The organism is Streptomyces ovatisporus (assembly GCF_042653885.1).
GTDB classification, from domain to species: Bacteria; Actinomycetota; Actinomycetes; order Streptomycetales; family Streptomycetaceae; genus Streptomyces; species Streptomyces ovatisporus.
The window spans coordinates 65,271-88,741 of record NZ_JBHSFH010000018.1 but is presented as its reverse complement, the minus strand read 5'-3'; the positions used below and the strand labels follow the sequence as shown (position 1 = coordinate 88,741).

The following is a 23,471-nucleotide window of genomic DNA, read 5'->3' as shown; positions in this document are numbered from 1 at the left end:
AACTCCGCACGCTGTCGGCGCGGTTGCATAGGGTGACAGAACCGCTTGCCACGACGTGCACGCAACTGACGCGATCGAAGGGACTCCACAGCCCATGGGTCACACGGCCACGCCCCCGCCATCCGTCGGCGGGCTGACAGCGACCGAACACAGGCTGGCCAACGGCCTGCGGGTGGTCCTCTCGGAGGACCACCTCACACCCGTAGCAGCGGTCTGTCTCTGGTACGACGTCGGCTCCCGCCACGAGGTCGCCGGACGCACCGGGCTCGCCCACCTCTTCGAGCACCTGATGTTCCAGGGCTCGGCGCAGGTGCAGGGCAACGGCCACTTCGAACTGGTGCAGGGCGCGGGCGGTTCGCTGAACGGCACCACCAGCTTCGAGCGCACCAACTACTACGAGACCATGCCCGCCCACGAGTTGGAGCTCGCGCTCTGGCTCGAGGCGGACCGGATGGGCTCGCTGCTCGCAGCCCTGGACGACGAGTCCATGGAGAACCAGCGCGACGTGGTGAAGAACGAGCGCCGTCAGCGCTACGACAACGTGCCGTACGGCACGGCCTTCGAAAGGCTGACGGCGATGGCCTTCCCCGAGGGCCACCCCTACCACCACACACCCATCGGTTCGATGGCCGACCTGGACGCGGCGTCGCTCGAGGACGCGCGGGAGTTCTTCCGCACGTACTACGCGCCGAACAACGCGGTGCTCAGCGTCGTCGGCGACATCGACCCCGGGCAGACCCTCGCCTGGATCGAGAAGTACTTCGGCTCCGTGCCCGGCCACGAGGGGAAGAGGCCGCCGCGCGACGGCAGTCTGCCCGATGTGATCGGAGAGCAGAAGCGCGAGGTGATCGAGGAGGACGTGCCCGCCCGCGCGCTGATGGCCGCCTACCGGCTGCCCCACGACGGGACGCGCGAGTGCGACGCGGCCGACGTGGCACTCACCGCGCTCGGCGGTGGCGAGTCCTCGCGCCTCAACAAGCGTCTGGTGCGCCGGGACCGCCTGGCGGTCGGTGCCGGCTTCGGGATGCTGCGCCTGGCGGGTGCGCCCTCGCTGGGATGGCTCGACGTGAAGGTGTCGGGCGGCGTCGAGGTCTCCGCGATCGAGGAAGCGGTGGACGACGAGCTGCGGCGCTTCGCCGAGGAGGGCCCGACGCCCGAGGAGATGGAGCGTGCGCAGGCCCAGTTGGAGCGCGAATGGCTGGACCGGCTGGCCACGGTGGGGGGCCGGGCGGACGAACTGTGCCGCTACGCAGTGCTGTTCGGCGACCCGCAGCTGGCACTGACCGCGGTGCAGCGTCTCCTGGAGGTCACCCCCGAGGAGGTGCGGGCGGTGGCCGCGGCCAGGCTCCGTCCGGACAACCGTGCAGTGCTCGTCTACGAGCCGACAGCGCAGAGCGAGCAGACCGAGCAGACCGAGGAGCCCGCCCAGTGAGCGACGCCCCCAACCCCGCACAGCCCACCGATCCGGGCACGACGACGAGTACGGCAGGTAAGTCGATGGAGTTCCACCCCCGGCCCCAGGGCGGCCGGCCCAAGCCGTGGGCGTTCCCCGCCCCCGAGCGCAGCCGCCTCGACAACGGGGTGACGGTGCTGCGCTGCCACCGCCCCGGCCAGCAGGTCGTCGCCGTCGACGTGTCCCTGAACGCCCCGCTGTACGCGGAGCCGGCCGGGCTCGACGGCGTCGCCACGATCATGGCCCGCGCCTTCTCCGAGGGCACCGACAAGCTCGACGCGGAGCAGTTCGCCGACGAACTGGAGCGTTACGGCGCCTCGTTGGACGCGTACGCCGACCACGCGTCCGTACGCCTCTCCCTGGAGGTCCCGGCGTCCCGCCTGCACAAGGCGATGGGCCTGCTCTCCGACGCGCTGCGGGCCCCCGCCTTCCCCGAGGGCGAGATCGAACGGCTGGTCGGCAACCGCCTGGACGAGATTCCGCTCGAAATGGCGAACCCGACCCGGCGGGCCGCGAAGGAACTCGCCCACGAGCTCTACCCTGCCGACTCCCGTATGTCGCGCCCCCGTCAGGGCACCGAGGAGACGGTGGCGCGCATCGACGCGCAGGCGGTGCGCGCCTTCTACGACGCGCACGTACGGCCGGCGACAGCCACCGCGGTCGTCGTCGGCGATCTGGAGGGTGTCGACCTGGACGCGGCCCTGGCCGACACGCTGGGCACGTGGCAGGGCTCCGCGGCCGAACCGCGCCAGGCGCCGCCCGTGACGGCCGACGACACCGGACGGGTGGTCATCGTGGACCGTCCGGGATCGGTACAGACCCAGGTGCTCATCGGCCGGATCGGCCCCGACAGGCACGATCGCGTCTGGCCCGCCCAGGTTCTCGGCACGTACTGCCTCGGCGGCACCCTCACCTCCCGTCTGGACCGGGTGCTGCGCGAGGAGAAGGGCTACACCTACGGAGTGAGGGCCTTCACCCAGGTCCTGCGCTCCTCCGCGGACGGCACGGGCGCCGCGCTGCTGGCCGTCTCCGGTTCGGTGGCCACGGACGTCACGGGGCCGGCGCTGTCGGACCTGTGGCACGTGCTGCGCACTCTGGCAGCCGAAGGGCTCTCGGAGGAGGAGCGGGACGTCGCCGTGCAGAACCTCGTGGGCGTGGCGCCGCTGAAGTACGAGACGGCGGCTGCTGTCGCGGACACCCTCGCCGAGCAGGTCGAGCAGCAACTCCCGGACGACTTCCAGGCGCAGGTGTACGCGCAGCTCGCGCAGACGGGCACGGTCGAGGCCACCGCGGCCGTCGTGAACGCCTTCCCGGAGGACAGGCTGGTGACGGTCCTCGTCGGTGACGCCTCCCAGATCGCCGACCCCGTAAGGGAGTTGGGGATCGGTGAGGTGAAGGTGGTCACCGGCGGCTGAGCCCGGCGGCTGGGCACGCCACACACCGTCAGGTGAATTGCAGCACGTGAGAGGTGCGGGACGGCCCCGGCTCGGGGGAATGCCGAGCCGGGGCCGTCCCGTTGTGCTGCCGGTATGTCCGTATTGACGCGTGTTGCCCCGGTCGCTTGTGTGGTCTACGCGACAAAACAAGGGTTTGGTTTGGCAGTTGGCAGATGCCCCATTTAGCGTCGATCCGGCTGTTCGTCAGAAGTGACCGCGACCGCGGCCGACGTTCGGCATCGCCGAGTCCCCCCGTACCACCACGTACCCGGGGGAGCCGGGGATCCTTCCCTCGGGTGCCGCTCGCGGCACGAGAGGGTCCCTTCGCAGGCCGGGCCGGTGTTCCGCCGGGCCGCCCGTGGAGGGGTGGGGTGAATCGGAGCGCCTTGCGAGAGGCGGTCCGTAGGAGACCTTCCTGCTCCGAACCGTCTGGGGATCCCCTGCCGACTGGACCTTTCGTCCAGCACGGCAGAGGCAGACCCGGTAGGCGAGAAGGAAGGAAAGGAGTCACGCCAGCCCATGGCGTTCACCCATGCCTCGGGGAAGCACCGTCGTCCCCGCCGCATACCGCGCCGCGGCGCCAAGGCGGTCGGCATAGCCGGCCTCACCGCCGCAGGCGTCGTCGGTTCGCTCGCCACACCGTCGATGGCCGCGGGCGATGAGAAGCCCCAGGCCGCAGGCGAAACCACCCAGGCGCCCGCAGGCAGCCGAGTCGTACAGTCCGCGGGCGGAGGAGACGACACTGGCCTGACCCGCGCCGTGGGGTTCGGCGACTCGATCGCCGACACCGTCAGCGACCAGGCGCGTGCACAGAAGGCCGCCGCCGCGCAGGCCAAGGCCGAGAGGGAAGCCAAGCGCAGGGCCGCCGCCGAGAGGGCCGAGCGGGAGCGTGAGGCCCGTGAGAAGGCGGCGAGGGCCGCGGAGCGGGCCAAGCTCAACGCCTACAAGGCGCCGGTGGAGAACCCCTCGCTCTCCACCCCGTACCAGTCCTCCGGTGGGCTGTGGTCCTCCGGCAGCCACACCGGTGTCGACTTCGAGGCGGACGAGGGCACAAAGGTGCAGTCCGTCGCGGCCGGCGAGGTCGTGGAGGCGGGCATGGACGGTTCGTTCGGCAACAACGTCGTCGTCAAGCACCGGGACGGCACGTACACGCAGTACGGCCACCTGTCCTCCCTCAGCGTCTCCGCGGGGCAGTCGGTCACCCCCGGGCAGCAGCTCGGCCTGGCGGGCTCGACCGGCAACAGCACGGGCCCGCACCTGCACTTCGAGGCCCGTTCCGGCCCGGACTACGGCACGGACATGGACCCTGTGGCGTACCTCCGCAAGCACGGGGTCGACGTCTGACACCTGCGCCGAAGGCAACCCGGAGGCCCCGGCCCACGGGGTTCCCGCAGTACGGGCGTCCGGCAGTACAGGGCGGACCCGGCAGGGTTCCCCACGCGGCACCGAGCCCCCGATCGCGTCCCGCACGGCCGCGGTCGGGGGCTCGCCCGTGCGGGCGCCCGCCCGTCCGGTCACTCACGCACCGTCCCCGGGTGGGCACGTACTGTCCCGGAACGCGAAAAGGACGGAACCCCGCGTTCTTCGCCGGGACTCCATCCGCGGAGTGATGCCCCCGCCGCCGTCGGCAGAGGGCGGGCGTCAGTGCGTGGACGCCGCAGGATCAGAGGTCAGACCGTTTCCGGAAGCTCGTCCAGGCCTTCGGAGACCAGCGTGGCCAGCCGTTCCAGAGCGCCGTCCGCGTCCACCGCCTCGGACGCCAGCACGATCTCCTCGCCGGCCTCCGCGCCGAGACCCAGCACGCCGAGCATCGAGGCGGCGTTGACCGGAGTGCCGTCCTCGCCCTTCTTCACGGTGACGGGAACTCCCGCGGCCGCCGCGGCGCGGCAGAAGATCGAGGCGGGGCGGGCGTGCAAGCCCTCGGCCCAGCCGACGGTCACGCGGCGCTCTACCATGGTTGTTGCCCTTCGATTCGTACTCGGCGTCCGGCCAGGAACCAGTCTCGCATGGGACCGCTGCCGGTCGGCCGTACCCCCGTGACGTGCACTGCCGGACGGAAAGGTACACCCCGGTCCGTACGGCTTTACCCTGACACCCATGCGTACCCCGGAGGAGCCCGCCTACCCGGCGCACTGGGAAGCCGACGTGGTGCTGCGCGACGGCGGAACGGCCCTGATCCGTCCCATCACCCCGGACGACGCCCAGCGGCTCGTGAGCTTCTACGAGCGGGTGTCCGACGAGTCGAAGTACTACCGCTTCTTCGCCCCCTACCCCCGGCTCTCCGACCGCGATGTGCGCCGCTTCACCCATCACGACTACGTGGACCGGGTCGGCCTCGCCGCCACCGTGGGCGGCGAGTTCATCGCGACCGTCCGCTACGACCGGGTGGACGACGCCGGACGTGCGGCGACCGCGCCTTCCGCACAGGCCGAGGTCGCCTTCCTCGTACGCGACGACCATCAGGGCCGCGGGGTGGCGTCCGCGCTCCTCGAGCACATCGCGGCCGTCGCCCGCGAGCGCGGAATCCGGCGCTTCACGGCGGAAGTGCTGCCCGCCAACAACAAGATGATCAAGGTCTTCACGGACGCGGGGTACTCGCAGCGCCGCAGCTTCGAGGACGGTTCCGTCCACCTCACCTTCGACCTCGAACCCACCGAGCAGTCCCTCGCCGTGATGAGCGCCCGCGAACAGCGCGCCGAGGGCACCTCCGTGCAGCGGCTGCTCGCCCCCGGTTCGGTGGCCGTGATCGGAGCCAGCCGTTCGCCCCGCGGAGCGGGCCGCAGAATCCTCGAGAGCCTGCGCAGCAGCGGCTTCACGGGCAGCGTGTACGCCGTCAACCGCTCGCTGCCGGAGGGCACGGGCGAGCTGGGCGGTGTCCCGGCCTACCGCTCCGCGCAGGACGTACCGGAGCACGTGGACCTCGCGGTCGTCGCGGTCCCCGCGGGCGAAGTACCGGCCGTCGCGCGGGAATGCGGGGAGGCGGGGGTGCAGGGACTGGTCGTGCTCACGGCCGACTTCGACCGGGACGAGCAGCGCGAACTGGTCCGGCTCGCACGCTCGTACGGCACGCGCGTCGTCGGGCCCAACGCGTTCGGACTGATGAACACCGCACCGGACGTACGCCTCAACGCCACACTCTCGCCCGAGACGCCCCGTCGCGGACGCGTGGGCCTCTTCACCCAGTCCGGCGCCATCGGCATCGCCCTGCTCGCCGGGCTGCACCAGCGCGGCATCGGCCTGTCCAGCTTCGTCTCCGCCGGCAACCGCGCGGACGTCTCCGGCAACGACGTCCTGCAGCACTGGTACGAGGACCCCGACACCGACGTCGCGCTGTTCTACCTCGAATCCATCGGCAACCCGCGGAAGTTCACCCGGCTCGCCAAGCGCACGGCCGTCCGCAAGCCGATGGTCGTGGTCAAGGGAGCGAGGCACAGCGGCAGCGCCCCGCCGCGCGGCCACGCCGCTCCCGTCTCCCGGACACCCGCCGGGACCGTCACCACCCTGCTGAGGCAGGCCGGGATCGTCATGGTCGACACGGTCACCGAACTGCTCGACGCCGGGGCCCTGCTCGCGTCCCAGCCCCTCCCGCAGGGACGCCGCATCACCATCCTCGGCAACGCCGAATCCCTCGGACTGATCAGTTACGACGCGGCTCTCGCCGACGAGCTGCGCCCGCACCCCGTGCAGGACCTGTCGACCGCCGCCACCCCCGACGAATACCGCGTTGCCCTGACCGCCGCACTGGAAGACACCGGTACGGACGCCGTCGTCGTCACCGTCATCCCGTGGGTCGGCGACACCCGCGTGACGGAGCTGGCCGACGCCCTGAAGGAGGCGTCCGAGGGCGCGGGCAAACCGGTGGCCGTCGTCCATCTCGCCATCGAGGGGCTGGACGACGCGCTGTCCGAGCGCGGCATCCCCTCCTACCCGGCCCCGGAGCGTGCCGTCCGCGCCCTCTCGGAGGCGTGCCGTTACGCGCGCTGGCGGCAGGACGCGGAGAACCCCGGGCGGGTGCCGGAGATCGAGGTCGACGAGGCGGCAGCGTCCGCGCTGCTGGAGCGTGCCACGGCAGGGGCCGCGGACGCCGCGGACAGCACCGGCCCCCCGGCCACCGGTGCCGGAGGGGACGCCGAGGGCTCCGCACCCGGCACCGAGGGGTCCGCACCCGGCACCGAGGGCTCCGCCCTTCCCCGCCGGGATGCCGGACCCGCTCTCGGCGCCGACGACGCGGCGGCCCTGCTGGCCTGCTACGGCATCACCGTCCAGCCCACCGTCCCCGCATCCGACGCGGACGAGGCCGTCGCCGCCGCCGGGCGCCTGGGCTACCCCGTCGCTCTGAAGACCACGGCCCCGCACCTGCGGCACCGCGCCGACCTGGGCGGCGTGCGCCTCGACATCGCCTCGGAGACGGGTCTGCGACAGGCGTACGCCGAACTCACCGAGGCCTTCGGCCTGCCCGAGGAGCTGCACCCTGTCGTGCAGGCGATGGCCCCGCGCGGAGTGGACACCGCGATCACGGCCGCCGTCGACCCGTCCATCGGCGCCGTGCTCTCCTTCGGACTGGTGGGCACGCCGTCCGAGCTCCTCGGGGACGTCGCCCACCGGCTCGTCCCGGTCACCGACAAGGAGGCGGCCGGGCTGGTGCGGTCCCTGCGCAGCGCACCCATACTCTTCGGCTGGCGCGGCGCCCGGCCCGTCGACACCGGCGCGTTGGAGGATCTGCTGCTGCGGGTCTCGCGGCTCCTGCACGACCACCCGGAGATCGTCGCCGTCGACCTGGAACCGGTGGTCGTCGCCACGAGAGGACTCACCGTGCTCGGAGCGGCCGTCAGCGTCGCCGAGCCCCCTCCGCCGACCGACCTCGGGCGTCGCAGCCTGCCCGCCTACTGATCACACCTGGCCCCGTAGGATGGCCCGCATGGCGAAGACCGGTACGACGACGCAGGGGCTGCGCGCGGCGATCGAGCGCAGTGGCTACTACCCGACCCTCGTGGCCGAGGCCGTCGAGGCGGCAGTGGGCGGCGAGCCCGTCGTCTCCTACCTCGTGCACCAGGAGACGACGTTCGACTCCAACGAGGTACGCCGCCATGTCACGGTCCTCGTCCTCACGGACACCCGCTTCATCGTCAGCCATACCGACGAGCAGCCCGCCGACAGCACCTCCGCGTCCTCCTACGCGACGACGTCCACCGAATCGGTGAAGATCCAGCGCATCTCCTCCGTGGTGCTCTCGCGCGTCGTCGCCGACCCCGAGTCCTACACGGCGGGCACGCTGCCCCGCGAGGTCGTGCTGACCATCGGCTGGGGTGCGGTCTCCCGCCTCGACATGGAGCCCGCCACTTGCGGTGACCCCAACTGCGAGGCGGATCACGGCTATACGGGCTCCTCCACCGCCGACGACCTCTCACTCCGCGTGAGCGAAGCCGCCGACGGGCCGGACACCGTGCGGCAGACACTCGCCTTCGCCCAGTCCCTGTCAGAGGCCACGGTGACCCCTTCCTGATGGCACAGGCCGCCCCCGCGCACCAGCAGGAGCCCGTTCCGCTGGACCCCCGTTCAGCGCCCGTACCGCGATACGGCCAGGCGTCGCTCTCGGATCTTCTCCCCGCCGTCGTCTCGGCACAGGGGGTGGAGGGCTTCGCGACCGCGCTGGAGCTCGAACCGGCCGACCGTGCCTGCGTGTTCCTCGTCGACGGACTTGGCTGGGAGGCGCTGCGGGCGCATCCGGAGGAGGCCCCGTTCCTCACGTCGCTGCTGCCCAGTTCGCTGAACGGCACGGGCGCAGCCCTGACCGCGGGTTTTCCCTCCACCACGGCGACGTCACTCGCCTCGGTGGGCACGGGCATGCCCCCCGGCCGGCACGGACTGCCCGGTTACACCGCGCTGGACCCGGAGACGGGCCGGCTGATGAACCAGCTGCGCTGGCAGCCGTGGACGGACCCGTACGTGTGGCAGCCGTACCCGACCGTCTTCCAGACCGCCGACGCCGCCGGAGTCGCGGCAAGTCAGGTCTCCGCACCGCATTTCCAGCACACCCCGCTCACCCGCATCGCGCTCTCGGGAGGGACGTTCCACGGCGTGCTCAGCGCCGAGGACCGCATGGACAAGGCCGCCGGCTGCCTGGCCGCCTCGGACCGCGCCCTCGTCTACACCTACTACGCGGAGCTGGACTCCAACGGTCACCGCTACGGCATGAACTCCGATGCCTGGCGCGGCCAGTTGATGTACGTGGACCGGCTCGCCCAGCGCCTCGCCGAGCAGCTGCCGCCCCGCTCAGTGCTGTACGTCACCGCCGACCACGGCATGGTGGACGTCCCCGCGACGCCGCAGGCACGCTTCGACGTGGACGAGGACTGGGAGTTGAACGCCGGGCTCGCCCTGCTCGGCGGCGAGGGCCGCATGCGCCACCTGTACGCGGTTCCCGGTGCCGCCCGCGACGTCCACTCGGTGTGGCGCGAGGTGCTGGCAGACCACGCATGGGTGGCCTCGCGTGAAGAGGCCGTCGAACTGGGCTGGTTCGGGCCGGTGATCGATGAGCGGGTACGGGCCCGCATCGGTGACGTCGTCGCGGCGATGACCGGGGACGCGGCCGTCGTCGCCACGGAGCGGGAGCCCAAGGAGTCCGCGCTGATCGGCATGCACGGCTCGGCGACCCCCGCGGAGCAGCTCGTACCGCTGCTCGAAGTCCGTACGTAGCAGGCACGCAGCAAGCCGGCGACCACTCCGACCGCCCCGCGCAGAAAGGCCCGAAGTCCCCATGCCAGAGCTGGTCTTCTTCTCCGGAACGATGGACTGCGGAAAGTCGACACTGGCGCTCCAGATCGAGCACAACCGCTCCACCCGCGGGCTGCAGGGCATGATCTTCACGCGCAACGACCGGGCGGGTGAGGGGCGGCTCTCCTCCCGGCTCGGCCTGGTCACCGACGCCGTCGAGGCCGGCGAAGAACTCGACTTCCACTCGCACCTCGTCAAGCACCTCACGGCGGGCGGACGCACGGACTACGTGATCGTCGACGAGGCGCAGTTCCTCACGCCCGCTCAGATCGACCAACTGGCCCGCATCGTCGACGACCTCGGCATGGACGTCTTCGCCTTCGGCATCGCCACCGACTTCCGGACCCGCCTCTTCCCCGGCTCCCAGCGCCTGATGGAGCTGGCGGACCGCATCGAGGTGCTGCAGGTCGAGGCGTTGTGCTGGTGCGGCGCCCGCGCCACCCACAACGCCCGTACGGTGGGCGGGAAGATGGTCGTCGAGGGTGCTCAGGTCGTCGTCGGCGATGTCGGGGAGCCCACCGGCGAGGTCGGGTACGAAGTGCTCTGCCGACGTCACCACCGCCGCCGTCTCACCGCGTCGGCGGCGCGAGCGGGCGCCCTGTCCCCGGACGTTCTGCCCATCGACGCGCCCGCCACGCCGCACGAGACGGAGAGGGCGCCCTACTCGGCGCGCTGAGCCCCGGTTGCCCGATTGCCCGGTCGCCCGGCGCGGCCCCGACTAGGCCGCCGTCGCGATCACGCTGAACTGGGCGCCTTCCGGATCCGCGGCCGTCGCCACCCTCCCGTGCGGGGAGTCGCGCGGCGCGTGCACCACCCGTCCGCCCAGTTCGCCGACGCGCCGGGCCGTGGCATCGGTGTCCTCGACGGCGAAGTACGTCTTCCAGTGCGGTCCGCGCTCGGGGGACAGGGCCCGGCCGACACCCTGAACTCCCGCTACGGGCTTGCCCTCCAGGTGCAGCGTCAGATAGTCGGTGCCGCCTTCCGCGGCTGCCTGTCCGCCTTCCGCCGCCGGTTCGTAGCCGAAGACCGCGGGGTAGAACTGGGCGGCCGTCGAGGAGTCCCGCGTGACGAGTTCGTACCAGACGGGTGTTCCGGGTACGCCTTCCTCGGCCGGGTTCAGCCCGTCCGGGTGCGGCGTGGTCTGCCACACGCCGAAGGTCGCTCCCGAGGTGTCCGCTGCGATGGCCAGCCGCCCCACGTCGTCCGCGTCCAGCGGTCCGACGGCGACCGTGCCGCCGCGCTCCCGGATCAGACCCGCGGTGGCATCGGCGTCGTCGCTGGCCATGTAGGGCAGCCAGGCGGCCCTCAGGCTTCTGCCCGGCGCGATCTCGCCCAGTCCGGCGACCTCGCGTCCGTCCACCATGGCGCGTACGTACGGGCCGAGATGCTGCGGTCCGGAGTAGAACTCCCAGCCGAACACCTCGTGGTAGAACTCCTGGCTTCCGGTCAGTTCGTGCACGAGAAGACTCGCCCAGCACGGTGTGCCGGGGATCTGTCTGGCGTGCGGATTGCGAACTGCTGACTCCATCTGGCTCTCTCCCTCATGACCGTCGTCGATGCGGTCGCGTCGTGCGACTGCTGTGAGTCGCTTCGAATTCACTGCCCCTGCGCATGCTCGCACCACCTCGGTCGCCTGGCTCCCCGACAACGCCGGTTAATTCCTTTTCGGTGCGGTCTGGTCGGGGCGGGTGCGCGAAAATGGCGGGATGACAGCCGTGACACCCATCACCTCCGCATCCGCTCTGGCCGCCGAACTCGCCCGGGGACGGCCTCCCGTGCTCCTCGACGTGCGCTGGCAGCTGGGCGGCCCGCCCGGCCGGCCGGAGTACGAGAAGGCTCACCTGCCCGGAGCCGCGTACGTCGACCTGGAGACGGAACTCGCCGCACCGCCGGGCGACGGCGGCCGTCATCCACTGCCCGGCATCGGGGACTTCGGGGCCGCGATGCGGCGTGCCGGTGTCAGCGACGGACGTCCGGTCGTCGTGTACGACGGCGGCCAGGGCTGGGCCGCGGCGCGGGCGTGGTGGCTGCTGCGCTGGGCCGGGCACGGGGACGTGCGTGTGCTGGACGGCGGCCTGGCCGCCTGGAAAGGGCCGGTGGAGAGCGGTGATGTGCGGCCGGAGCCGGGCGACTTCACTCCCCGGCCGGGTGCGCTGCCGCTGCTCGACGCGGACGGTGCCGCCGCGCTCGCCAGGCGCGGTCTGCTGCTGGACGCACGGGCCGCCGAGCGTTACCGCGGGGAGGTGGAGCCGATCGACCCCGTCGCCGGGCACATCCCGGGGGCGGTCTCGGCGCCCACCTCGGAGAACGTCGCGGAGGAGGGCGGCGTTCTGCGTTCGGCGGACGAACTCCGCGCTCGTTTCCGCGCGTTGGGAGTCACGCCGGAGGGCGAGGTCGGTGTTTACTGCGGCTCGGGAGTCTCAGCCGCCCACGAGGTCCTCGCACTCGAGGTGGCGGGCTTCGACGCGGCCCTGTACGCCGGGTCGTGGAGCGAATGGACCGCCGACCCGGGCAGGCCCGCCGCCACCGGCGCCGACCCCGGCTGACCGGACGCGCGAGAGCCGGCCCCGGCTCGGCGGCCGGGGCCGGCTCTGCGCGTCGTGCGGGCCGGCGGACGGGGGCCCGAGGACCCCGCGTCCGGAGTTCTCAGGAGTCCTTCTTGCGGCGCGTTCCGAAGACGATCTCGTCCCAACTGGGCACTGCCGCCCGGCGGCCGGGGCGTACGCCGTCCGCCTCCGCCTGCCGGTCGGTGTTGCCCTTCAGCCGGTCACGGTGCGCGCTGACCGAGCGGGGCATCAGCACGTCCGCGTAGGCGGAGCCGGCACCGGCAGCCGTCGCCGGCGGCTCGACGGGCTCCTCCTCCTGCTCGGCCTCGTCCTCGTTCTCCGACGAGGAGTCGGTCTCCGGGACGGTGGACTGCCCGGCCGAGGCCGCGGGGCCCTGCTGCTCCGGCACGACCATGTCGCCACGGAAGCTGGGGACCGCCTCCAACAGGCTTGTCAGAGAGTCGGGTTCGTCGTTGCTCTCGACGCCGTCCGACGACTGGTGGGTGTCCCCGCCGCCCGAGAAGCCGGCGGGCTCCAGCTCCCCGCGGTCGTTGCGGTCGCTGCGCTCCCTGGGGAGCCGGGCGATCCGCGGGACGAAGGGGAAGCTGGGCTCCGGGGTGTCGTCGGTCTCGCCGATGAGCGCCCGCGCCTCGTCGTCGACGGCCTGGACGAGCCGCCGCGGCGGGTCGTAGGTCCACGTCGCCGAGTGGGGCTGGCCCGCGACCCGGTAGGCGAGCAGCACCTCCCAGGTGCCGTCGTCACGCCGCCAGGAGTCCCAGTGCACGGCGTCCCGGTCGGCCCCGCGCAGCAGCAGCCGCTCGTTGACCGCCTCTCCGAGGTGGGGTCCGGCGTTCTCCCCGGGGCGGCGCACCGGTGTCTTACGGGCGCGCTCGGCCATGAACGCGCGCTCGGCGAGGACAGGGCCCTCGAAGCGGCGTACGCGGTCGACGGGGATGGCGGCGAGCTGGGCGACCTCTTCGGCGGAGGCACCGGCCCGTATACGCGCCTGGATGTCCCGCGGCCGGAGGTGGCTCTCCACCTCGATCTCGATCTGGCCGAGCCGAGCACGGTCGTTGCGTACGGCAGCACGCAGCCGCTCATCGATCGGAAGCGTGTATTCCGTGCTGTCGGCAGCTTTGAGCACCAGCCGTGTGCCGTCGTTGCTGACGGCCACGACACGCAGTTCGGGCATGTGTACCTCCCGGGTGGTGCCTGCCGACGTCACGTGCGTCGCTGCTCCCGCTGGACGAGTGTGGCCTGCCCAGGTGGGACCTGCCACAACCTTGCCGACCTGTCCGGTGGTCCGGGGCCTTCCCGGAGCCGCCGTTCGGCACGGTTATCACTTCGCAACGCACGGTGACCGTCCGCGTCACCTGTGCTGCCTGCGCCGGGCCTGAGCCGAGGCCAGGGCTCGTCACACTACTCCATTAGGACCACGGGGGTGGGCCGCCGCGCCGTTCAAGTTGGTCGAGGGGAAGGGACTTTGGGGTCCGGACAAGCCTAGGAAGACCGTCCGCGGGTGGCAAGGGTCACAGAACCGCCCGGAACGGAACCTTTGCCTTCGCCTATTGCCCACTTCGTCACCTGCGATGAACGAATCGCGCGCCCCCGGGTGTTGGCAGACGAACGGGGTAAGTCCCCCGGACCGGCGACGACTTCGTACGTGCGAGCTGCCCCGGGTGTGCGCCGGGGGCGGACGGAGGCATGTCCGCGGCGAACGGGCCGATCCTGTGCGCCCCTTGCCGCACTCACTCGCCCAGTACGCGACGCAGGTAGTCGTTGCCGAAGACCCGGTCCGGGTCGAGCCTGTCGCGGATCCCGGTGAACTCCTCGAAGCGCGGGTAGACCGACGCCAGGTAGGCGGCGTCCCGCGAGTGCAGCTTGCCCCAGTGCGGACGTCCCCCGTGCGCGGTCATGATCCGCTCGGCCGCGGTGAAGTACGACTCGTGGGGCGAACCGCGGTACATGTGCACCGCGATGTACGCCGTCTCCCGCCCCTGTGCCGTCGAGAGCGGGATCGCGTCGGCGGGTGCGGTGCGCACCTCCACGGGGAAACCGACCTGGAACCGGGAGCGCTCGACGAGTTCCTTCAGCTCCCGCAGCGCCTCCATCGCCGCCTCACGCGGAAGCGCGTACTCCATCTCCACGAACCGCACCCGCCTCGGAGTTGTGAAGACCTTGTACGGGATGTCGGTGTACGTACGCGCCGAAAGCGCCCTGCTGGAGATCTTCGCGATGGAGGAGACGACCGCCGGTGCCGCCGCCCCCAGCGAACAGACGGCCTGGAACACGCCGTTGGAGAGCAGTTCGTCGTCGACCCAGCCGCGGACGCGGGGAAGCGGCTGCGCCGGGCCGGCGGCGCGGTTGTTGCGCTTGGTGTTGCAGCCCTCCGTGTGCGGGAACCAGTAGAACTCGAAGTGCTCGTTCTCGGCGACGAGTTGGTCGAATTCGGATGTCACCCGCTCGAACGGCATGGGCTCTTCACGGGCCGTCAGCAGGAACTCCGGCTCCACGGAGAAGGTCAGTTCACTGATCACGCCCAGAGCGCCGAGTCCGAGCCGCGCCGCGGCGAAGACGTCCGCGTTCTCCGCCTCCGAGCAGCGCATGACGGTGCCGTCGGCGCACACCAGCTCCAGACCGGTGACCTGCGCGGCCAGCGAGGCGGAGGTGCGGCCCGTGCCGTGCGTGCCCGTGCTGACGGCGCCGGAGACCGTCTGTTCCATGATGTCGCCCATGTTCGTCAGCGACAGTCCCGCGGCGGCCAGCGTCTCGTTCAGGTGCTTGAGCGGCGTCCCGGCGGCCACGGTGACCGTCCGCGCCTCGCGGTCCAGCTCACGTATGCCGACCAGGCGTTCAGGGCGTATCAGCATTCCCTCGGTCACCGCCGCGGCGGTGAAGGAGTGCCCGGTGCCGGCTGCCTTGACGCGCAGCCCGTCCTCGGTGGCGCGGCGTACGGCCTCGGCGAGGCCGGCCGTGGAGGAGGGGGAGACCGTACGGGCGGGGGAGGCGGCGACGTTCCCGGCCCAGTTCTGCCACGTCGTTCTGCCCCTGCGGGACGTCCGGGCAGTACGGCTGCTCGGCGGCTGCGCGTTCATCCTGGACCTGTCCCCTCTCGCGATGAGATCGGATCATACTCACGGACCCGGGCCCCGAAACCTGGGGCTGCCGCTGGGAGGGCAGCCCGACGGCGCCCGGCCGGGATGCGAGGATCGCCACATGTCCGATGCGTTCGATGCCGCCGACCCCGCCGACGGGTCGTCCTCCGCCGGTGCCCGCCCCTACGACGCCCTTCTGCTGTTGTCCTTCGGCGGGCCGGAGGGCCCCGACGACGTCGTCCCGTTCCTCGAGAACGTCACCCGCGGGCGCGGCATCCCGCGCGAACGCCTGGCCGAAGTGGGCGAACACTACTTCCAGTTCGGGGGAGTGAGCCCCATCAACGCCCAGTGCCGGCAGTTGCTGGAGGCGGTGCGCAAGGAGTTCGCAGAGGCGGCGGTCGACCTGCCGGTCTACTGGGGCAACCGCAACTGGACTCCGTACCTCATCGACACGCTGCGCGAGATGGTCCACGACGGACGCCGCCGCGTACTGACGCTCGTCACCAGCGCATACGCCTCCTACTCGGGCTGCCGGCAGTACCGCGAGAACCTGGCCGAGGCTCTGGCGACGCTCGAGGCGGAGGGGCTGGAGCTGCCGCGCGTCGACAAACTGCGGCACTACTTCAACCACCCCGGCTTCATCGCCCCCGTCGCCGACGGCGTGCTGGCCGCCCTTGCCACCCTGCCCGCCGCCGTGCGGGACGGCGCCCACCTCGCGTTCACCACCCACTCCGTCCCCGTCTCCGCCGCGGACACCTCGGGGCCGCCCGAGGCCCACGGCGAGGGGGGCGCGTACGTGGCGCAGCACCTCGACGCCGCACGGCTCGTGGCGGAGGCGGTGCGGGAGCGGACCGGCGTCGACCGGAGCTGGGAGCTGGTCTACCAGTCGCGCAGCGGCCCGCCGCAGGTGCCGTGGCTGGAGCCGGACATCTGCGACCACCTGGAGGCGCTGCACGCGCGAGGGGCGCCCGCAGCCGTGATGGTCCCCATCGGCTTCGTCTCGGACCACATGGAGGTCCTCTACGACCTCGACACGGAGGCGACGGCCAGGGCGGCCGAGCTGGGCCTGCCCGTGGCACGCTCCGCCACGGTCGGCACCGACCCGCGTTTCACGGCGGCGATCAGGGAACTTGTCCTGGAGCGGGCGGCGCTCGAGCGTGGCGCGCAGCCGGAGCGGTGCGCTCTGGGAATGCTGGGCCCCAGCCACGACGTGTGCCCGGTGGGCTGCTGCCCGGCCAGGACGCCGAAACCCGCGGCGGCGGGGGCGGACAGCCCCTACCCGTGACGGGCGGTGGCCGCGGTGCCGGCGTGCAGGCCCTGCACCGGTCGCCGGCCGGACAACCACAGCAAGACGAGCAAGGAGAACCGTGACCGCGCAGCTCGACCAGCTCAAGGCCGAACTCCTCGAACTCGCCCTGGAGGCCGCCCACCGCGCAGGCGCCCTCCTCAATGACGGGCGCCCGGCCGATCTGGGAGTCTCGGCCACCAAGTCGAGCGCGGTCGACGTCGTCACGGAGATGGACCTGGCGTCGGAGAAGCTGATCAACGGCTACATCGCCGACCACCGCCCCGACGACGGCTTCCTCGGTGAGGAAGGCGCGTCGTTCGAGGGCTCCAGCGGCGTCCGCTGGGTCGTCGATCCCCTCGACGGCACCGTCAACTACCTGTACGGCCTGCCGGGGTGGGCCGTCTCCGTCGCCGCCGAGTTCGAGGGCGAGACGGTGGTGGGCGTGGTCGAGGCACCGCCCCGGCGTGAGACGTTCCGCGCCGTCCTGGGGCACGGCGCCTTCTGCAACGCCCAACCGCTGCACTGCCGTCCCGCACCTCCGCTGGACCAGGCCCTTGTCGGCACCGGCTTCAACTACGTCGCCGAGCGCCGCGCCGCACAGGCGGATCTGGTCCGGCAGCTGATCCCCAGGGTCCGCGACATCCGGCGCTCCGGCTCGGCCGCCGTCGACCTGTGCGACGTGGCGGCCGGACGGCTCGACGCCTTCTACGAGCGGGGCCTGCACCCGTGGGATCTCGCCGCCGGCGATCTCATCGCACGCGAGGCGGGTGCCCGTACGGGAGGAAGGCCCGGGCTGGAGGCGGACGGCGATCTGGCGGTCGCGGCCTCCCCGGGCGTCTTCGAGATCCTTCAGCCGCTCCTGGACCGGCTGGGCGCCTGGCACGACTGACCGCACGACGGAACGCACGCCCGACCTCAGGAAGCCGGCCGCCCGTCGTCGAACGGCTGTCGGCACCGCCGTCCCCGCGGCAGCACGCACGACCGAGCCCCGGGCGCCGTCGGCACCCGGGGCTCGCGGTCAGGATCGGTCGGTTCTCGTACGGACTGTCGCCGGCCTCGCTCCGGGCCGCGACGGGGGGCTGTCAGGCCGTGGTGGCGCCGATCTCGACGCCGTGCTCGGCGGCGATGCGGCGGAGGTCTTCCAGTTCGGCCTGTTCGACGTCCACGAGGAAGTCGTCGCCCGACTCACGAGCGCGGGTCAGGTCGGTCTCGGTGTTCTGTATACGCTGCAGAAGTCCAGCGGTGAACGCGTCCATGTGCGCCCCCTCGTCATGGGTCGGTGGCACGGGGTGAGTGCCGAGGGTTCCTGTCGATCATGATCACGGCGTGCTCCCTGGCTGGACGGTCGGCAGCCGGGACTTGTGTCAGTCGGTGTGGCTAGCCGCCTACAGGGCGTGATCCGGGGTGTGCCCCTCGTCCTCCCCGCTTGCCACCTCAGGAAAACCTCAAGTTCTGAAAAATCTCGCGGCCCCGGCACCACCGGCTCTTACGGCCGGTTTACCGAGGCACGGGGGAGGATGAACACCCTGCGACCTCCCGTTCGAAGCCCGGTCGCGGCAGACTCATGACCGAGGGAAGGATTTCCGTCGTGCGCGTACTCGTCGTCGAGGACGAGCAGCTGCTCGCCGATGCCGTCGCGACCGGGCTCCGCAGGGAAGCCATGGCCGTGGACGTGGTGTACGACGGCGCGGCGGCCCTGGAGCGCGTGGACGTCAACGACTACGACGTGGTCGTCCTCGACCGCGATCTCCCGATCGTGCACGGCGACGACGTCTGCCGGAGGATCGTCGATCTGGGCATGCCGACGCGCGTGCTGATGCTCACCGCCTCCGGCGACATCAGCGACCGCGTCGAAGGTCTGGAGCTCGGGGCCGACGACTACCTGCCCAAACCGTTCGCCTTCGCGGAGCTGACCGCCCGCGTGCGCGCCCTCGGCCGCCGCACCACCTCGCCGCTGCCGCCCGTGCTGGAGCGGGCGGGCATCAAGCTCGACCCGAACCGGCGCGAGGTCTTCCGCAACGGCGCCGAGATCCAGCTCGCCCCGAAGGAGTTCGCCGTCCTGGAGGTGCTGATGCGCGGGGAGGGGACCGTCGTCTCCGCCGAGCAGCTGCTGGAGAAGGCGTGGGACGAGAACACCGACCCCTTCACCAACGTCGTGCGTGTGACGGTGATGACACTGCGCCGCAAACTCGGCGAGCCCGCCGTGATCCACACCGTTCCCGGCGCCGGATACCGGATCTGAACCCATGGCCGCCTCCACCACGCCCCCCGGCTCGGCAGAGCCCTCCCGGCCCCGGATGCCGGCGTCCGCACCCCCGAAGCCGACCTGGGACCCGCGGGAACAGTCCCGCCAGCCCCCCTGGCTGCGGCCGACGATCCGCATAAGGCTCACGCTGCTCTACGGCGGGATGTTCCTGATCGCCGGCATGCTGCTGCTGACGATCATCTACCTCCTCGCGGCCGAGGCGCTGCACGAGGGCAGCAAGCTGCCCTTCCGCATCCTCAACGCCAACGCACAGCTCACGTCCGACAGTTGCCCCGGCCTGACCGGCACGCTGCCCAGCGGGCAGTTCATGGAACGCCTGGAGGAGTGCACCGACGCCCAGCGCGCCGTCGCCCTCGACGAACTCCTGCAGCGCTCCCTGATGGCGCTGCTCGGCCTCGCGGTGGCCGCGTTCGCCTTCGGGTACGTGATGGCGGGACGGGTCCTCTCGCCGCTCGGCCGCATCACCCGCACCGCGCGCCAGGTCGCCAGCTCCGACCTGCACAAGCGGATCGAACTGGAGGGCCCGGACGACGAACTGAAGGAGCTCTCCGACACGTTCGACGAGATGCTCGACCGGCTTGACCGCGCCTTCACCGCGCAGCAGCGCTTCGTCGCGAACGCCTCGCACGAGCTGCGCACCCCGCTCGCCATCAACCGGACCCTGCTGGAGGTGCAGCTCTCCGACCCCGAGGCGTCTCCCGAGCTCCAGCAGCTCGGCAAGACGCTGCTCGCGACGAACGAGCGGAGCGAACAGCTGGTGGAGGGGCTCCTGCTGCTGGCGCGCAGCGAGAACGAGATCATCGACCGCAAGCCCGTCGACCTGGCCGAGGTGGCGGGGCAGGCGGTCGAGCAGGTGCGGGTCGAGGCGGAGAGCAAGGGCATCGAACTGCGCGGCGTTCGGCAGCCGGCGTACGTACAGGGGAACGGCGTGCTCCTGGAGCGCGTGGCGCTCAACCTCGTGCAGAACGCGGTGCGTTACAACCAGCGGGACGACGGCTGGGTCGCGGTGGGGACGGAGGCCGTCGCCGGCCACGCGGTGCTGGTGGTGGAGAACACAGGCCCGGCCGTCCCCGCGTACGAGGTCGACAACCTCTTCGAGCCGTTCCGGCGGCTGCGCAGCGACCGCACCGGGAGCGACAAGGGCGTCGGCCTGGGGCTGTCGATCGTGCGGTCGGTGGTCCGAGCGCACGGCGGCACGGTCACCGCGGAGCCGCGGGAGGAGGGCGGTCTCGTCCTGCGGGTCGTGCTTCCCGTCTGAGATCCTCGACAGCGCGAGCAGAACGCTGGGTGTTCGCCATATGCGGAATTTTGTCCGCGCGTGCGCATCCAGAGCGGCTGTGATCGATCACACACGCGAATTTCCCCGTGCTCCACCCTCGGTGATCTCAGTAAGCGAAGAATTACCGGAAAATCCAGGTTTCCGCAGGTGGAGATCGTGGGCAGTACCCGGGGTGCGTGCGCGCAGCGCGACCGGGGGACCGTTTAAGGTCCTCCTCGACAGTCGACGCGATCACCTCTTCAGGGGTGCGGTTGGGTGTCGATTGAGTAACAGACCTTGATGTGAGGCAAAATCTCCGCCTCAGGTCGGGCACAAGTCCGGCCTCTCACGCGTTACGTGCGCTGAGACACCAAAGAAACCCAGAGGGGGAGAGCGAAATGGCAACGGACTACGACACCCCACGCAAGACCGATGACGACGTCAACGAAGACAGCATCGAGGAGCTGAAGGCCCGGCGTAACGACAAGTCCGCATCCAACGTCGATGTGGACGAGTTCGAGCAGGCCGAGGGGCTGGAGCTCCCGGGGGCGGACCTGTCCAACGAGGAGCTGTCCGTCCGTGTGCTGCCGCGCCAGGCCGACGAGTTCACGTGCATGAGCTGCTTCCTGGTCCACCACCGGTCCCAGCTGGCCGCCGAGAAGAACGGTCAGCCGATCTGCCGCGACTGCGCGGCCTGAGGCCTGGTGGGGCTGTCGTAGTGGCGGACGACGCGCGTGACGACGAGCGGGGCGGGCCTGACCAGCCGTCTCCGCTCGTACCGCTGCCCGCGAAGCCGCGTCCTCGGCTCCGCGCCCCATGGCCGCGCAGGGGGAGCGGCGCGGCGGGACGCGGGAGAGCCGGGGCGAAGGGCGGAGGCGCGCAGTCTCCCGCCTCGCCGCTCGAAGATCACGTCGGCAGCGGTGAGCCCGAGAAGCAGCACGGAAAGCTGCGCGGGTTCGTCAGCGTGGTCGCCGAACGTGTCATCGAGATCGCGCCCCGTGTCCCGGTGCGCGATCTCGCGACATTGCGCGAGCAGTTCCCGGGCCTCGGCCCGGAGGAGATCGCCGACAAGCTCGTCGCGGGCGCGGTGCGCGGATCGGCGACCGTCGGTGCCGGCGTGGGCGCTGCGGCGATGATGCCCGTGCCGCCCGCGATGCCCGCGGAGCTGGCCGCCGAGATCGTCGGCGTCGCCTCGGTGGAGCTGAAGCTCATCGCGGAGCTCCACGAGGTCTACGGACGCCGCCCGCCCGGCAACCTCAAACAGCGCACGGCCGCGTACCTCGGGGCGTGGACGTCCGAGCGCGGCATCGACGTCACCCGGCCTACGACGCTGAACGCCGCCCTGGGCGGCCAGATGAAGCGCGAGCTGCGCCAGCAGCTGCTCAAGCGCACCGTGCGCAACCTCCCGAATCTCACGCCTTTCATGGTGGGCGCCGCGGTGGGCGCCGTGATGAACAGCCGCGACACCAAGAAGGTCGCCGAGAAGGTCCGCGCGGACCTCCGGGCCTTCGGGGACGGCTGGGAGGCGCTGCCCGCCAGGCCCTACGACGACGGGCCGGACCCCGGGAACCCGGCCCTGCCGCCGGCCTGAACCCGGCGCCCTGCGCTCAGCGCGCCCAACCTGCTCATTCCGCCCTGACGTCCGGCTGCGGCTCCGCACGGCTCGCTGTGGTGAGCGCGTCCGCCAGGCGCTGCGGGGAGCGTGTGGAGAGATAGACGTAAGGCGTCGGATCGTCGGGGTCGTCCACCTCCACGCGTACCGCGGTGCGGATGTAGCTGCGCAGCAGCATGTGGGCGCGTGGGTCCGCCTTGTGGGTACGCCAGGCGAAGGCCTCCTCCTCGTCGAGCACGTGGGCCGTGCCCAGTGCGGAGACAGGGATACGGGAGTCCCCGGCGACGAGTGACCCCGCCACGACGCGGATGCGCACCGAGCCGTACGAGGAGACCAGGACCGCCGCCAGCGCCGTTCCCGCGACCAGGCCGCCCAGCATGGGCAGCGTCCCCAGCGGCAGCATGACCAGCCCGGTCGAGCAGCCGGCCAGGGCGGTGATGAACCACCACGAGCGGGGGGCGGTGAGGCGTTCGTCGTAAGGGCGTTCCACAGCAGCCATGCGACAAGCTTGGCACGGCCGCCTGCCGCCGCGGGCCCTGCCCGGTGTCCGTGCAGGCGGCTCCGCACGCCCGCAGAGGTAGGGTCTGCACACGTGAGTGAAGCCCGACAGCCGGACGTTCCCGGCCCCGCGGACCGACCGCGTGTACCGCCCATGAGATCCCTGACGCCGCCGCCCGGCGCCGCCGCCGCGGACCGCCATCCCGACGCACCGGCCCCGGGCACCCTCCTCGGCTCCCACTACCGGCACTGCTTCGGCTGCGGCAGCGGCCAGCCGCACGGCCTGCACCTGGAGACCAGAGCGGGCGAAGGCGTCAGCGTGACCGCGGAGTTCACCGTCCGTCCTGTCCATCAGGGGGCTCCCGGCCTCGCCCACGGCGGCGTACTGACCACGGCACTCGACGAGACGATGGGCTCGCTGGGCTGGCTCATGCACGTGATCGCGGTGACCGGGCGGCTGGAGACGGACTTCGTGCGCCCGGTCCCGGTCGACACCGTCCTGCACCTGAGCGCCCGGGCCACCGGCGTGCACGGGCGGAAGATCTTCACCAGCGCGGAAGGCCGCATCGGGGGATCCGGAGGCCCGGTCGCCGTGCGGGCGGAGGCCCTTTTCATCCAGGTGAAGGTCGAGCACTTCACCGACAACGGACGGGACGAGGAGATCCAGGCCGCGATGGCCGACCCCGACCAGGTCCGCCGAGCCCGAGCTTTCGAGGTGAACCCGTGACCAGGCAGCCCGTCGACGTACTCCTGCGACGCCTCGACCCGGACGTTCCGGTGCCCGGCTACGCCCACCCCGGCGACGCCGGCTGCGACCTCGTCACCACCGAGGCCGCGGAGCTCGCGCCCGGCGAACGCACCGTCCTCCCCACCGGGGTGTCGATCGCGCTGCCCGACGGGTACGCGGCTTTCGTGCATCCCCGTTCCGGCCTCGCAGCCCGCTGCGGCATCTCTTTGGTCAATGCACCCGGAACCGTGGATGCCGGGTACCGTGGGGAGATCAAGGTGATCGTGGCAAATCTTGATCCGCGCGAGACCGTGCGGTTCGAGCGACTCGACCGCATTGCCCAACTCGTCGTCCAGCAAGTGGAGAAGGTGCGTTTCCACGAGGTGGCAGAGTTGCCGGGCTCGGCGCGGGCCGCGGGGGGATTCGGCTCCACAGGCGGCAGCACCGCGGCCGCCGCACATCAGAATGACTACGTTCCGGTCGGAGCCGACCGGCATTCCGACCTGAGAGGACAGTGA

General features: G+C 71.6%; 22 protein-coding genes. 16 read left to right on the top strand and 6 right to left on the bottom strand.

Annotation, left to right across the window (positions count from 1 at the left end; translation table 11 throughout):
- Window positions 1-94: 94 nt before the first annotated feature.
- The 3 genes from ACFPA8_RS27115 (at window position 95) to ACFPA8_RS27105 (ending at window position 4,233) form a co-directional block, all read left to right on the top strand.
- Window positions 95-1,432: a M16 family metallopeptidase gene (locus tag ACFPA8_RS27115; RefSeq protein WP_386452769.1), complete on the top strand. Its 1,338-nt coding sequence runs from the start codon at window positions 95-97 to the stop codon at window positions 1,430-1,432.
- Window positions 1,433-1,497: 65 nt separating this feature from the next.
- Complete coding sequence (locus ACFPA8_RS27110) at window positions 1,498-2,868, top strand: M16 family metallopeptidase (protein ID WP_386452887.1); 1,371 nt, start codon at window positions 1,498-1,500, stop codon at window positions 2,866-2,868.
- A 540-nt stretch (window positions 2,869-3,408) separates the two neighbouring features.
- Window positions 3,409-4,233, top strand: a complete 825-nt coding sequence (locus ACFPA8_RS27105) for a M23 family metallopeptidase (RefSeq protein ID WP_386452767.1) — start codon at window positions 3,409-3,411, stop codon at window positions 4,231-4,233.
- A 326-nt stretch (window positions 4,234-4,559) separates the two neighbouring features.
- Here the strand turns inward: ACFPA8_RS27105 and ACFPA8_RS27100 are convergent, their stop codons facing one another.
- Window positions 4,560-4,844: an HPr family phosphocarrier protein gene (locus ACFPA8_RS27100; protein WP_386452766.1), complete on the bottom strand. Its 285-nt coding sequence runs from the start codon at window positions 4,842-4,844 to the stop codon at window positions 4,560-4,562.
- A 142-nt stretch (window positions 4,845-4,986) separates the two neighbouring features.
- Between ACFPA8_RS27100 and ACFPA8_RS27095 the strand changes: the two genes are divergently transcribed.
- The 4 genes from ACFPA8_RS27095 (at window position 4,987) to ACFPA8_RS27080 (ending at window position 10,339) form a co-directional block, all read left to right on the top strand.
- Window positions 4,987-7,779: a bifunctional acetate--CoA ligase family protein/GNAT family N-acetyltransferase gene (locus tag ACFPA8_RS27095; protein WP_386452764.1), complete on the top strand. Its 2,793-nt coding sequence runs from the start codon at window positions 4,987-4,989 to the stop codon at window positions 7,777-7,779.
- A 28-nt stretch (window positions 7,780-7,807) separates the two neighbouring features.
- Entirely contained in the window at window positions 7,808-8,392 is a 585-nt protein-coding gene (locus ACFPA8_RS27090) for a DUF5998 family protein (protein ID WP_386452763.1), read from the top strand.
- On the top strand, window positions 8,392-9,585 hold the full coding sequence (locus ACFPA8_RS27085) for an alkaline phosphatase family protein (RefSeq protein WP_386452762.1): 1,194 nt from the start codon (window positions 8,392-8,394) through the stop codon (window positions 9,583-9,585). The genes ACFPA8_RS27090 and ACFPA8_RS27085 overlap by 1 nt, the downstream gene beginning before the upstream one ends.
- Window positions 9,586-9,646: 61 nt before the next feature.
- On the top strand, window positions 9,647-10,339 hold the full coding sequence (locus ACFPA8_RS27080) for a thymidine kinase (RefSeq protein WP_386452760.1): 693 nt from the start codon (window positions 9,647-9,649) through the stop codon (window positions 10,337-10,339).
- A 42-nt stretch (window positions 10,340-10,381) separates the two neighbouring features.
- Here ACFPA8_RS27080 and ACFPA8_RS27075 read toward each other — a convergent pair whose 3' ends face one another.
- The gene (locus ACFPA8_RS27075) at window positions 10,382-11,191 is read right to left on the bottom strand and encodes a VOC family protein (RefSeq protein ID WP_386452759.1); all 810 of its coding nucleotides are present in this window, start codon (window positions 11,189-11,191) and stop codon (window positions 10,382-10,384) included.
- Between the two features lie 187 nt (window positions 11,192-11,378).
- On the opposite strand from ACFPA8_RS27075, the gene ACFPA8_RS27070 reads away from it, so the two are divergent.
- Complete coding sequence (locus ACFPA8_RS27070; RefSeq protein ID WP_386452885.1) at window positions 11,379-12,209, top strand: sulfurtransferase; 831 nt, start codon at window positions 11,379-11,381, stop codon at window positions 12,207-12,209.
- 100 nt (window positions 12,210-12,309) lie between these two features.
- On the opposite strand, the gene sepH is transcribed toward ACFPA8_RS27070, so the two are convergent.
- Window positions 12,310-13,401 (bottom strand): septation protein SepH, encoded by a 1,092-nt coding sequence (gene sepH / locus ACFPA8_RS27065; protein ID WP_386452757.1) that lies wholly within the window; start codon window positions 13,399-13,401, stop codon window positions 12,310-12,312.
- Between the two features lie 556 nt (window positions 13,402-13,957).
- The gene (locus ACFPA8_RS27060; protein ID WP_386452756.1) at window positions 13,958-15,304 is read right to left on the bottom strand and encodes a D-arabinono-1,4-lactone oxidase; all 1,347 of its coding nucleotides are present in this window, start codon (window positions 15,302-15,304) and stop codon (window positions 13,958-13,960) included.
- Between the two features lie 121 nt (window positions 15,305-15,425).
- Here ACFPA8_RS27060 and ACFPA8_RS27055 point away from each other — a divergent pair, with 121 nt between their 5' ends.
- Together ACFPA8_RS27055 and ACFPA8_RS27050 are read left to right on the top strand one after the other, a co-directional pair.
- Window positions 15,426-16,589: a ferrochelatase gene (locus ACFPA8_RS27055; RefSeq protein WP_386452755.1), complete on the top strand. Its 1,164-nt coding sequence runs from the start codon at window positions 15,426-15,428 to the stop codon at window positions 16,587-16,589.
- A gap of 82 nt (window positions 16,590-16,671) precedes the next feature.
- Entirely contained in the window at window positions 16,672-17,481 is an 810-nt protein-coding gene (locus ACFPA8_RS27050; RefSeq protein WP_386452754.1) for an inositol monophosphatase family protein, read from the top strand.
- Window positions 17,482-17,674: 193 nt separating this feature from the next.
- Here the strand turns inward: ACFPA8_RS27050 and ACFPA8_RS27045 are convergent, their stop codons facing one another.
- Entirely contained in the window at window positions 17,675-17,878 is a 204-nt protein-coding gene (locus ACFPA8_RS27045; protein ID WP_386452900.1) for a hypothetical protein, read from the bottom strand.
- A gap of 302 nt (window positions 17,879-18,180) precedes the next feature.
- On the opposite strand from ACFPA8_RS27045, the gene ACFPA8_RS27040 reads away from it, so the two are divergent.
- The 4 genes from ACFPA8_RS27040 (at window position 18,181) to ACFPA8_RS27025 (ending at window position 21,707) form a co-directional block, all read left to right on the top strand.
- Window positions 18,181-18,834, top strand: a complete 654-nt coding sequence (locus ACFPA8_RS27040; protein ID WP_386452752.1) for a response regulator transcription factor — start codon at window positions 18,181-18,183, stop codon at window positions 18,832-18,834.
- Window positions 18,835-18,838: 4 nt separating this feature from the next.
- The gene (locus ACFPA8_RS27035; protein ID WP_386452751.1) at window positions 18,839-20,116 is read left to right on the top strand and encodes a sensor histidine kinase; all 1,278 of its coding nucleotides are present in this window, start codon (window positions 18,839-18,841) and stop codon (window positions 20,114-20,116) included.
- Window positions 20,117-20,514: 398 nt separating this feature from the next.
- Entirely contained in the window at window positions 20,515-20,814 is a 300-nt protein-coding gene (locus ACFPA8_RS27030; RefSeq protein WP_016470291.1) for a DUF4193 domain-containing protein, read from the top strand.
- A gap of 20 nt (window positions 20,815-20,834) precedes the next feature.
- Entirely contained in the window at window positions 20,835-21,707 is an 873-nt protein-coding gene (locus ACFPA8_RS27025) for a hypothetical protein (protein ID WP_386452749.1), read from the top strand.
- Between the two features lie 34 nt (window positions 21,708-21,741).
- Here the strand turns inward: ACFPA8_RS27025 and ACFPA8_RS27020 are convergent, their stop codons facing one another.
- On the bottom strand, window positions 21,742-22,227 hold the full coding sequence (locus tag ACFPA8_RS27020; RefSeq protein ID WP_386452747.1) for a DUF3093 domain-containing protein: 486 nt from the start codon (window positions 22,225-22,227) through the stop codon (window positions 21,742-21,744).
- A 153-nt stretch (window positions 22,228-22,380) separates the two neighbouring features.
- Here ACFPA8_RS27020 and ACFPA8_RS27015 point away from each other — a divergent pair, with 153 nt between their 5' ends.
- Both ACFPA8_RS27015 and dut read left to right on the top strand, forming a co-directional pair.
- Window positions 22,381-22,953, top strand: a complete 573-nt coding sequence (locus tag ACFPA8_RS27015) for a PaaI family thioesterase (protein ID WP_386452746.1) — start codon at window positions 22,381-22,383, stop codon at window positions 22,951-22,953.
- Window positions 22,950-23,471 carry a dUTP diphosphatase gene (dut, locus tag ACFPA8_RS27010; protein WP_045866181.1) on the top strand — a complete coding sequence of 174 codons (522 nt, stop codon included), beginning with the start codon at window positions 22,950-22,952 and terminating at the stop codon, window positions 23,469-23,471. Before ACFPA8_RS27015 ends, dut begins: the two co-directional genes overlap by 4 nt.